Raw genomic sequence first — 11686 nt, forward strand, 5'->3', positions numbered from 1 at the left:
CTTGGAGCGGTAGAGGTGTTTTGTTTGTCAGGGCCTCATCGCGAGCAGGCTCGCTCCTACAATGGTCCAGGGGTTGCCGAAGATCCATTGTAGGAGCGAGCCTGCTCGCGATTGAGGTCGACGCGGTATTAAGCCGGCTGGCTGACTTCCCGCACCGGCTTGCCCTTCACCGGCGCATCACCGGCCACGTAGTAGTTGGCCTTGCTGCGTGGCAGTGGCTGGCGTCCACGGATCTTGTCGGCGATTTTCTCGGCCATCATGATCGTCGGCGCGTTCAGGTTGCCGGTGGTGATGATCGGCATGATCGAGGCATCGACCACGCGCAGGCCTTGCATACCATGCACACGACCTTCGCCATCGACCACGGCCATCTCGTCGGTACCCATCTTGCACGAGCAGGACGGGTGGAACGCGGTTTCGGCGTGCTCGCGGATGAACTTGTCCAGCTCTTCGTCGGTTTGGACTTCAATGCCCGGGCTGATTTCGCGGCCACGGAAGGCGTCCAGCGCAGGTTGTTGCATGATTTCACGGGTCAGGCGGATGCCGTCGCGGAATTCCTGCCAATCCTGCTCGGTGGCCATGTAGTTGAACAGAATGCTCGGGTGCTGGCGCGGATCCTTGGACTTGACCTGGATGCGACCACGGCTTGGCGAACGCATGGAGCCCATGTGCGCCTGGAAACCGTGCTCTTTCACACCGTTGCTGCCGTTGTAGTTAATCGCTACCGGCAGGAAGTGGTACTGGATGTTCGGCCATTCGAATTCCGGACGGGTACGAATGAAACCGCCGGCTTCGAACTGGTTGCTGGCGCCGATGCCGGTACCGTTGAACAGCCATTCGGCACCGATGGCCGGCTGGTTGTGCAGCAGCAGCGACGGGTACAGCGACACTGGTTGGGTGCAGGCGTATTGCAGGTACAACTCAAGGTGGTCCTGCAGGTTTTCGCCGACGCCCGGCAGGTCGTGAACCACCGGAATGTCGAGGCTTTGCAGCAGTTTTGCCGGGCCTACGCCGGAGCGTTGCAGGATCTGCGGCGAAGCGATGGCGCCGGAGCACACCAGCACTTCCTTGCGTGCTTTGACTTCAACGCGCTCTTCAGCCGCGCCGACCAGGTAACGCACGCCAACCGCACGCTTGCCTTCGAACAGGATCTTGTCGGTCAGGGCGTGGGTGACGATGGTCAGGGTCGAACGCTTCTTGGCCACGTCCAGGTAACCGCGAGCGGTGGAAGCACGACGACCTTTGGGCGTCACGGTGCGGTCCATCGGGCCGAAGCCTTCCTGCTGGTAACCGTTGAGGTCTTCGGTGCGCGGGTAACCGGCCTGCACGCCCGCTTCAACCATGGCGTGGAACAGCGGGTTGTTGCCGGCTTTGGGCGTGGTCACGCTGACTGGGCCTTCGCCACCGTGGTAGTCGTTCGGGCCGATGTCACGGGTTTCCGCCTTGCGGAAATACGGCAGGCAGTCGAGGTAAGTCCAGTCTTCCAGGCCCGGCAGTTTTGCCCAGCCGTCGTAGTCCATGGCGTTGCCGCGGATGTAGCACATACCGTTGATCAGTGAGGAACCACCCAGGCCCTTGCCGCGACCGCATTCCATCCGGCGGCCGTCCATGTATGGTTCCGGATCGGTTTCGTAGGCCCAGTTGTAGCGACGGCCTTGCAGCGGGAACGCCAGGGCGGCCGGCATCTGCGTGCGGAAATCCATGCGGTAGTCCGGGCCGCCGGCTTCGAGCAGCAGGACGGTGACGCCAGCGTCTTCGGTCAGACGGGTCGCCAGGGTGTTACCGGCCGAGCCGGCACCGATGATGATGTAATCGAATTCTTGGGACATTGAATGCACCCTCGTTAAAAATGGTCAGGCGAGTGCTTCGCACTCGATCGCGGGCAAGCCTTGCTCCCACAGGTCATGCGCTGTCCTTGTGGGAGCAAGGCTTGCCCGCGATGACGGCATCACAGGCAATGCATAGCTTTCGCCTTAGAACACCGAGGCGTAATCGCCCAGCTCGACCTGTACCGATTTGATGCGGGTGAAGTTGTTCAGCGAGCTGATGCCGTTCTCACGGCCAACACCCGACTGCTTGTAGCCACCGACCGGCATCTTGGCGTCGGACTCGCCCCAGGCGTTGATCCAGCAGATACCGGCTTCCAGTTGATGAATTACGCGGTGGGCGCGGTTCAGGTCCTTGGTGACGATACCGGCGGCCAGGCCGAAGTCGGTGTCGTTGGCGCGACGGATCACTTCTTCTTCGGTTTCGTAGGTAAGGATCGCCATCACCGGGCCAAAGATTTCCTCACGGACGATGGTCATGTCGTCGGTGCAGTCGGTGAACACGGTCGGGGCCACGAAGGCACCTTTGGCGAATTCGCCGTCGGTCAGACGCTCACCGCCGCACAGTACGCGGGCGCCTTCTTCCTTGCCCTTGGCGATGTACCCCAGCACGTTTTCCATGTGGGCGAAGCTGACCAGCGGACCGAAGTTGGTGTTTTCGTCTTCCGGGTTGCCGATGCGGATGCGGGCAACACGTTCAACGATCTTGGCTTCGAACGCCGCTTTGAGGTGTGCCGGTACGAACACGCGGGTGCCGTTGGTGCAGACCTGGCCGGAGCTGTAGAAGTTGGCCATCATCGCGGTATCGGCGGCGCGATCGAGGTCGGCGTCGTCGCAGATGATCAGCGGGGACTTGCCGCCCAACTCCATGGTCACGTCTTTCAGCGAGGAAGCCGAAGCGCTGGCCATGACTTTCTTGCCGGTGTCGGTACCGCCGGTGAACGAGACTTTCTCGATGCGCGGGTGCTCGGTCAGCCAGGTGCCGACTTCGCGGCCGCTGCCGGTCAGGACGTTAAACACGCCATTTGGCAGGCCGGCTTCGGTGTAGATTTCGGCCAGTTTCAGGGTGGTCAGCGAGGTGACTTCGCTTGGCTTGAAGATCATCGCGTTACCGGCCGCCAGGGCTGGTGCGGATTTCCACAGGGCGATCTGGATCGGGTAGTTCCACGCGCCGATGCCGGCCACGACGCCCAGCGGCTCGCGACGGGTGTAGACGAACGAGGTGGTGCGCAGCGGAATCTGCTCGCCTTCGATGGCCGGAACCAGACCAGCGTAGTACTCCAGCACGTCAGCACCGGTGACGATGTCGACATAGCGGGTTTCGGAGTAGGCCTTGCCGGTGTCCAGGGTTTCCAGGGCAGCCAGTTCGTCGTTGCGCTCACGCAGGATTTCCACGGCGCGACGCAGGATGCGCGAACGCTCCATGGCCGTCATGGCGGCCCAGATTTTCTGGCCCTTTTCGGCGCTGACAACAGCGCGCTCGACGTCTTCCTTGGTTGCACGTTGTACTTTTGCGAGGACTTCACCGTTAGCCGGGTTGATGGCTTCGAACGTGGCGTCGCTGCCAGCGTCGGAGTAAGCGCCATCGATGTAGAGTTTTTGCAGTTCGAAACGGGCCATAAAGTCCTCGCAAGTGCATCAGTTGATTGGCTCGAATCAGGGGTTGAGCGTTCTATGTGCTCTAACTCACCTGCTTGGCCAGTTGGAAATCCATGTATTCGTAAGCGATCCGGTGCGCCTGTCCGGTGTCGAAAGCGTCTCCCGACAGCGCGCCGCGCAACCACAAACCGTCAATGAGGGCTGCCAGGCCACGGGCTGCACTGCGCGCATCTTCGAGCGACAGTACGCGGCGGAACTGGCAGCACAGGTTGGAATACAGGCGGTGATCGTTGATCCGCTGCAACCTGTGCAAAGACGGGTGGTGCATGCTGGTGGCCCAGAAGGCCAGCCAGGTTTTCATTGCCGGGCCATTGACCTGGCTGGCGTCGAAGTTGCCTTCGATGATCACCTGAAGGTGCGCCCGCGGGCTGTTGTCCTTCAGCGCCTGACGGCGCGCGGTGACGTTCTCGCTGAGGACGCTCATCAGATACTGCGCCGTGGCAGCAATCAGGCCGTTCTTGTCCTGAAAATAGTGACTGATGATGCCATTCGAGACACCGGCCAAACGGGCGATCAGCGCAATGCTGGCGTCCCCCATTCCGACCTGATCGACGGCCAGCAAAGTGGCTTCGATCAATTGCTGGCGGCGAATGGGTTGCATACCGACCTTGGGCATCTTGCACATCTCCTTAGGCCTTCCGGCAGACGTCAAACGGCTACCGGCTTGTGGGCCAGTCTATTTTGTTTTGATTGAACGTTCAATCAACAAAGAATAAGATCTGCGACAAATCGTCGCTGCTTACAGATTTTTCCTACGTGTAAATGGCGACAAACCGACATCCGAAACAGCTCGAAGCCTATACGCCACAGCGTCTCAAGGGCTTCGGGCTTTTTTCGGGCTGTCTTTATATCACCCACTGGTCGGCTGCCCACTAACCGATTGGTCGGGTAACACATTGCCTTGCGTTCTTCTCTCGCACTGCCCGGAGCATCTGTGCCATGAGTTCTGCCTCGCTTATAAAGACCCCACCCGAGAAGGTGACGGTCAACGGTTGGGTGTTCTACACCTCTACCGCGTTGATTCTGTTGTTGACCGCCATTCTGATCATCGCCCCGCAAGAGGCCGGCAGAATGTTGGGTACGGCGCAAGCCTGGTTGTCCCGCAGCTTCGGCTGGTACTACATGGTGGTGATCGCCGCCTATCTGATCTTCGTCGTCGGCCTGGCGTTTTCGTCCTACGGCAAACTGAAACTGGGCAGCAAGGACGACACCCCGGACTTCAGCTATGGCGCCTGGGCGGGGATGCTGTTCTCGTCGGGTATCGGCATCTCGTTGCTGTACTTCGGTGCGTCCGAGCCGCTGGATCACTATTTCAATCCGCCTGAAGGCGTATCCGCCAGCAACCTGGCGGCCCGTCAGGCGGTGCAACTGACCTTCCTGCACTGGGGCCTGCACGGCTGGGCAATCTACGCATTGGTCGGCTTGGCCGTGGCGTACTTTGCCTACCGTCATAACCAGCCGCTGGCGTTGCGTTCGGCGTTGTATCCGCTGGTGGGCGAGCGTTGGGTCAAGGGGGCGGCCGGCCATGCGGTGGACGGCTTCGGCATGTTCGTGACCCTGCTGGGCCTGGTGACCAACCTGGGGATCGGCTCGCTGCAAGTGTCGTCGGGCCTGGAAAACCTGTTCGGCATGGAGCACAGCAACACCAACCTGCTGATCGTGATCATCGTGATGAGTACCGTGGCGACCATCGCTGCGGTGTCGGGTGTGGAAAACGGCATTCGTCGTCTGTCCAACCTGAACATCGTGCTGTTCAGCGGCCTGCTGATTTTCGTGCTGTTGTTCGGTCCGACCCTGCACCTGCTCAACGGCTTTGTGCAGAACATCGGTGACTACCTCAACGGCGTGGTGCTGAAGACCTTCGACCTCTATGTGTACGAAGGCGACACTGAGAAGTCCGACCGCTGGCTGGGCCTGTGGACTCTGTTTTACTGGGCGTGGTGGATTTCCTGGGCGCCATTCGTGGGCATGTTCGTCGCGCGTATTTCCCGTGGTCGCACGGTGCGTGAAATGGTCGCCGGCGTGCTGCTGATTCCGCTGGGTTTCACCCTGGCGTGGCTGTCGATCTTCGGTAACTCGGCCCTGGACCTGGTGATGAACCACGGTGCGGTGGAGTTGGGCAAGACGGCACTGGAACAGCCGTCCATGGCGATCTACCAGTTGCTTGAGCATTACCCGGCGTCGAAAGTTGTGATTGGCGTATCGATTTTCGTCGGTTTCGTGCTGTTCCTGACCCCGGCGGATTCCGGCGCGGTAATGATGGCGAACCTTTCGTGCAAGGGCGGTAACGTCGACGAAGACGCCCCGCACTGGCTGCGGATTTTCTGGTCGGCGGTGATCACGCTGGTGACCATCGGCCTGCTGTTCGCCGGCAACTTCGAAGCCATGCAAACCATGGTAGTGCTGGCCGGCCTGCCGTTCTCGGTAGTGTTGGTGTTCTTCATGTTCGGTTTGCACAAGGCCATGCGCCAGGACGTGCAAATCGAGCAGGAACAAGCGGAGCTGGCGGCACGCGGTCGCCGTGGTTTCACCGAGCGTCTGACTCAGTTGGACCTGCAACCGAGCCAGTCGGTGGTGCAGCGTTTCATGGACAAGCACGTGAGCCCGGCGCTGCAAGATGCGACGACGCAAATGCGTGCCCAGGGCCTGGAAGTCCAGACGCTGCTGGGCAAGTCCAAGCGTTGCATGGGCGTGCGTGTCGAGATGGAAGAGGGCAACCCGTTTGTCTACGAAGTCAGCCTGGATGGCTACCTGGCCACGCCAACCGAATCGGCTCAATCCGATGAAGCGCGCCAGCGTTACTACCGTGCCGAGGTGTACCTGCACAACGGCAGCCAGGACTACGACTTGATGGGTTTCACCCAGGATCAGATCACCCGTGACGTGCTCGATCAGTTTGAAAGCCATCGGCAGCTCCTTGGCCGGGTGTATAGCTAAGTTGTGAGTTGGCGCGGTGTTTCCATGGCACCGCGTCGCGTTCATCGCGGGCAAGCCTTGCTCCCACAGGTTTGGAGTGAGCGCAACATCTGCGGTACACCCCAATCCTGTGGGAGCAAGCGGTGCGACGATTCGACTTGCCCGCGATGGGGCCTGATGGAGCAATACACATCTCCCTTAATGCCCCGCAAACAAAAACGCCGCGATCCTCTCGCGGCGTTTTTGTGTCTGTTGCCTTACCCCAGGTTCTTGCCGAGCAGTGCGTGGTACAGCTCACTGTCGCCGAGGATCCCGACCACATGGTTGTTGTCGTGCAGTACAAGCTTGTTGCCGGTCTGGTAGCGAATCTGCAGCGCGTCGCGCATGCCGATGTTCGAGTCCACCAGTGTCGGCCTGCGTCCCAGGCCTTCAACCGATTGCCCTGGAACCCAGTTCTGCAGGTCCAGTACCGAACCGTTCTGGCGTGCACCCTTGATGGTGTTGCCTTCCGCCAGGTCGAGCCACGAATCACCGCCCGGATCCAGGCACACCGAACCGTTGATGCGTTTGCAGTTGTCCAGGGTGCGCATCAGGCTGCGACCGCACAGTACGTTCAGCGGGTTGGTGTGGGCGACGAAGGTCCGCACGTAGTCGTCCGCAGGGTTCAGGACAATTTCTTCAGGCTTGCTGTACTGGATGATCCGGCCGTCTTTCATGATCGCGATACGGCTGCCGAGCTTCAGCGCTTCATCGAGGTCGTGGCTCACGAACACGATGGTTTTGCTCAGCTTGCGTTGCAGTTCCAGCAGTTCGTCCTGCAGGCCCTGGCGGATCAGCGGGTCGAGGGCCGAGAACGGTTCGTCCATCAGCAGAATGTCGGCGTCCATCGCCAGCGCACGGGCCAGGCCCACACGTTGTTGCATGCCACCGGACAGCTCATCGGGTTTCTTGTTGCGCCATTGGGTGAGGCCCACCAGCTCGAGTTTTTCATCGACCAGTTTGCGGCGTTCCTTCTCCGGACGGCCCTGCATCTCGAGGCCGAAACTGATGTTCTCGCGCACCGTCAGCCAAGGCATCAGGGCGAATTTCTGGAACACCATCGCGATGCGCTTGGTGCGCATCATTTTCAGTTCGGCGGCCGTGCAGGAGGCAATGTTGATCTGCTTGCCTTCGTGCTCGACGAACAGCTTGCCGCGGCTGACGGTGTTGAGGCCGTTGATGCAACGCAGCAGGCTGGACTTGCCGGAACCGGACAGGCCCATCAGCACGCAGATTTCACCCTTTTCGATGTCCAGGCTGGCCTTTTCGACGCCAACGATCTGCCCGGTCTTTTTCAGGATCTCGCTGCGGGTCAAGCCTTGATCGAGAAGTTTCAGTGCCTCGCGTGGATCTTTGGTGAAGATCACGTCGACGTCTTCGAAGCGAATTATGCTCATGCGTCACCCCCTACTTTGGCTTCGGGTTGTTTGCAGATACGGTCGAGCATGATCGCCAGCAGTACGATCGCCAGGCCCGCTTCGAAGCCCAGGGCGATATCAGCAGTGTTCAGTGCGTTGACCACCGGTTTACCCAGTCCGTCGGCGCCCACCAGTGCCGCGATCACCACCATCGACAGCGACAGCATGATGCACTGGGTGATGCCCGCCGCGATGCTCGGCATGGCGTGGGGCAGTTCGATCCTTGTAAGCAGTTGGCGACGCGAACAGCCGAAGGCTTTGCCGGCGTCCATCAATTCTGCGGGCACATCGCGGATGCCCAGGTAGGTCAGGCGGATCGGCGCGGCAATGGCGAACACGACCGTGGAGATCAGGCCTGGCACCACACCCAGCCCGAAGAGGGTCAGGGTAGGAATGAGGTAAACGAAGGTCGGTACGGTCTGCATCAGATCGAGTACCGGACGCATTAAAGTGTAGAACATCGGCTTGTGCGCCGCGACGATGCCCAACGGCACGCCGATGACCACGCAGACCAGGGTCGCGAATAACACTTGGGCGAGGGTCTCCATGGTTTCCTGCCAGTACCCCAGGTTGAGGATCAGCAGGAAGGAGGCGATGACAAAAACGGTCAGCCCCCATTTGCGCTGGATGAAGTGGGCCAGGAGGGCGATGAGGCCGATCAGTGCCAGCGGGTTGAACCAGGTCAGCGCGAAAGTCACGCCGTGGATCATCGTTTCCAGCGTCACGGCAATGGCGTCGAAGGTGCTGGCGCCGTGTTGCGTCAACCATTCGACAAAGCTCGCGATGTGCTGGCCTAAAGGGATTTTCTGATCAATCAGCATGGTAGTGAACGTCCGCATGCAAGGAAATAAACAGCCCGGGCAGGCGAACCTGCCCGGCATAAGCGATTACTGATTCAGCTTGGCTTTCACGGCTTCCAGGCCAGGTTTACCGTCAGTGGTGGTCACGCCAGCGAGCCAGGTATCGAGCACCTGTGGATTCTTTTTCAGCCAGGCCTTGGCGGCCGCGTCAGGCTTCATCTTGTCATCCAGGATGTTGCCCATGAGTTCGCTTTCCATGTCGACGGTGAACTCCAGGTTTTTCAGCAGTTGGCCCACGTTGCTGCATTCCTCGGCGTAACCCTTGCGGGTGTTGGTCGCCACGGTGGCGGCACCGAAATCCGGGCCAAAGAAATCGTCGCCGCCGGTCAGGTATTGAATCTTGAAGCGCTTGTTCATCGGGTGCGGCGCCCAGCCGAGGAAGACCACGGCGGTGTCGCGTTTCTGTGCACGGTCGACCTGGGACAGCATGCCCGCTTCGCTGGATTCGACGACCTTGAAGCCGGCGTCTTTCAGGCCGAAAGCGTTCTTGTCGATCATGGTCTGGATCAGACGGTTACCGTCGTTGCCGGGCTCGATCCCGTAGATCTTGCCGTCGAGTTCTTTCTTGAACTTGGCGATGTCGGCGAAGTCATGCAATCCCTTGTCGTACAGGGCTTGAGGAACGGCGAGGGTGTACTTGGCGCCCTTGAGGTTGGTGCGCACGATATCCACGGTGCCGGCGTCGCGGTAGGCCTTGATGTCGTTCTCCATGGTCGGCATCCAGTTGCCGAGGAACACGTCCATGTTCTTGCCGTCGGCCAGGGACTTGTAGGTCACTGGCACGGAAATCATGGTGGTCTTGGTCTTGTAGCCCAGGGCATCGAGCACGACGCTGGTGGTGGCGGTTGTCGCGGTGATGTCGGTCCAGCCGACATCGGAGAAGTTTACGGTTTTGCATTGCGCCGGTTCGGCGGCTTGCGCCAGAAGCGGCAGACTAAGCATGGCGGCCAACAACAACGACGGGGAACCTTTCATGGATGGACTCCTTGGTGTTTTTTTTGGCAGTGTTCCGACTGGACCACCGCACTTATAGGTTGCGGTTGGATGGCGTTCTGGAGACAGCTCTACCGCAGCGCCTTGCAATCGAGTCGATACGATCATGTACCAGTGAAAATCTGACGCCTACAGGGTGCGTCGTAACCAGTACAGGGATGGTCGCTTCCAGTGTCAGTGACGTCGCTTACAGATTTTTTCAGCCCCTTTTTCCCCTCTGCATCGCAAAAAAAAGCCGAAAACATGGCGCAAAACGCACGCGGCGTTTGTGGACATGAGTGCGTCGGTTAGAGACGTCGAACGACATGACAAAAGCCTGATGATGCGGTCATCTCGGCGGATTGCAGCTTGAGCGTAGCAGCTCCGCCACCGGGCGCTTTTGCGCCTGGATCAGGCTCACCCAGGAGTTCGGCAGTAATGGCTATCAGTGTTTTCGACCTGTTCAAAATCGGCATTGGCCCTTCCAGTTCGCACACCGTGGGGCCTATGCGGGCCGCGGCGCTGTTCGTGCAGGATTTGCGCGAGCGGGGGTTGCTGGAACACGTGCGGCGCGTCGAAGTTCAGCTCTTTGGTTCGTTGTCGGCCACCGGCATCGGCCACGGCAGCGACAACGCGGTGATCATGGGCCTGATGGGCGAGTGGCCGGATGCGATCGATCCGTCGCAAATCGGCATCCGCATCGCCACCCTGCGTGAAACCCACACGCTGTTGCTCGACGGTCGCTTGTCAGTGCCGTTCATCTGGGCCCGGGACATGCGCCTGATCGACGAAAACCTGCCGTTCCACCCCAACGCCATGACCCTGATTGTCGAAGGCGATGACGGCGAGTTGCACCGCGACACCTACTATTCGGTCGGCGGCGGTTTTGTCGTCGACGAAGCACAGGCCTCCAGCGGTGTCGTCGATCTCGATCGCACCGTGTTGCCCTACGATTTTTCCAGCGCCGCCGAGCTGTTGGAACTGTGCAAAAAGCACAACCTGCGCGTGGCTGAATTGATGATGGCCAACGAGAAGGTCTGGCGCAGCGAAGAGGAAATCCGCAGCGGCCTGATGACACTCTGGCGGGCCATGCAGGATTGCGTGGAGCAAGGCCTCAAGCACGAAGGCATCCTGCCCGGTGGCCTGAATGTACGCCGGCGCGCGGCCAAGCTGCATCGCAGCTTGCAGGAATTGAACAAGCCCAACGTGATCGGCTCGACCCTCAGTGCCATGGAGTGGGTCAACCTGTTCGCCCTGGCGGTCAACGAAGAAAACGCCGCCGGCGGGCGCATGGTTACGGCACCGACCAATGGCGCGGCGGGGATCATTCCCGCGGTGCTGCATTACTTCATGAAGTTCAGCGAGGACGTGACCGACGCGAATGTCGTCGACTATTTCCTCAGTGCAGCGGCCGTGGGGATCCTGTGCAAGAAGAACGCCTCGATCTCCGGTGCCGAAGTCGGTTGCCAGGGTGAAGTCGGCTCGGCCTGCGCCATGGCGGCGGCAGGGTTGGCGGAAATCCTCGGCGCCACGCCGGAGCAATTGTGCAACGCGGCGGAAATCGGTCTGGAACATAACCTGGGGCTGACGTGCGACCCGGTGGGTGGTCTGGTGCAGGTGCCCTGCATCGAGCGCAACGCGATTGCCGCCGTGAAAGCGATCAACGCGGCGCAGATGGCGCTGCGTGGCGACGGTCAGCACTTTATTTCGCTGGATCGGGTGATCCGCACCATGCGCGACACCGGTGCCGATATGCATGACAAATATAAGGAGACATCGCGGGGTGGGTTGGCTGTAAGTGCGGTGGAGTGCTGAGACCGAGTTGGCTTCATCGCTGGCAAGCCAGCTCCCACAGGTTCTTTGGTGTCGCTGATATCTCGAACACACCCTGAATCCCTGTAGGAGCTGGCTTGCCAGCGAAAGCGGTGTACCTGTCACACCGCGTCGCATGGTTCGCCAGCAAGCCGGCTCCTACAGATCGCGCCGGACCAGTCAA

8 protein-coding genes are annotated in these 11686 nt (G+C 60.2%); 2 read left to right on the forward strand and 6 right to left on the reverse strand.

The features are described 5' to 3' along the window. Window positions 1-128 precede the first annotated feature (128 nt). The 3 genes from betA to betI all read right to left on the reverse strand — a co-directional run bounded on the left by betA (window position 129) and on the right by betI (window position 4101). A complete protein-coding gene (gene betA, locus GPL81_RS01405; RefSeq protein ID WP_160104914.1) occupies window positions 129-1829 on the reverse strand; it encodes a choline dehydrogenase in 1701 nt (566 codons plus the stop codon). 144 nt (window positions 1830-1973) lie between these two features. After that, complete coding sequence (gene betB / locus GPL81_RS01410) at window positions 1974-3446, reverse strand: betaine-aldehyde dehydrogenase (RefSeq protein WP_160104915.1); 1473 nt, start codon at window positions 3444-3446, stop codon at window positions 1974-1976. 61 nt (window positions 3447-3507) lie between these two features. After that, window positions 3508-4101: a transcriptional regulator BetI gene (gene betI, locus GPL81_RS01415; RefSeq protein ID WP_096514518.1), complete on the reverse strand. Its 594-nt coding sequence runs from the start codon at window positions 4099-4101 to the stop codon at window positions 3508-3510. 380 nt (window positions 4102-4481) lie between these two features. Here betI and GPL81_RS01420 point away from each other — a divergent pair, with 380 nt between their 5' ends. Beyond that, entirely contained in the window at window positions 4482-6422 is a 1941-nt protein-coding gene (locus GPL81_RS01420) for a BCCT family transporter (RefSeq protein WP_246218869.1), read from the forward strand. Window positions 6423-6658: 236 nt separating this feature from the next. On the opposite strand, the gene choV is transcribed toward GPL81_RS01420, so the two are convergent. From choV to GPL81_RS01435, 3 genes are all read right to left on the reverse strand, one after another. Further along, window positions 6659-7837 (reverse strand): choline ABC transporter ATP-binding protein, encoded by a 1179-nt coding sequence (gene choV, locus GPL81_RS01425; RefSeq protein WP_096514520.1) that lies wholly within the window; start codon window positions 7835-7837, stop codon window positions 6659-6661. After that, on the reverse strand, window positions 7834-8679 hold the full coding sequence (gene choW, locus GPL81_RS01430; protein ID WP_096514522.1) for a choline ABC transporter permease subunit: 846 nt from the start codon (window positions 8677-8679) through the stop codon (window positions 7834-7836). The genes choV and choW overlap by 4 nt, the downstream gene beginning before the upstream one ends. Window positions 8680-8745: 66 nt before the next feature. Continuing rightward, the gene (locus tag GPL81_RS01435; protein ID WP_160104917.1) at window positions 8746-9693 is read right to left on the reverse strand and encodes a choline ABC transporter substrate-binding protein; all 948 of its coding nucleotides are present in this window, start codon (window positions 9691-9693) and stop codon (window positions 8746-8748) included. A gap of 435 nt (window positions 9694-10128) precedes the next feature. Here GPL81_RS01435 and GPL81_RS01440 point away from each other — a divergent pair, with 435 nt between their 5' ends. Then, window positions 10129-11505, forward strand: a complete 1377-nt coding sequence (locus GPL81_RS01440) for an L-serine ammonia-lyase (RefSeq protein WP_096514526.1) — start codon at window positions 10129-10131, stop codon at window positions 11503-11505. The last annotated feature ends 181 nt before the right edge of the window (window positions 11506-11686 follow it).

Origin of the sequence: Pseudomonas izuensis, assembly GCF_009861505.1 — a bacterium.
In the GTDB taxonomy this organism is placed as follows: Bacteria; Pseudomonadota; Gammaproteobacteria; order Pseudomonadales; family Pseudomonadaceae; genus Aquipseudomonas; species Aquipseudomonas izuensis.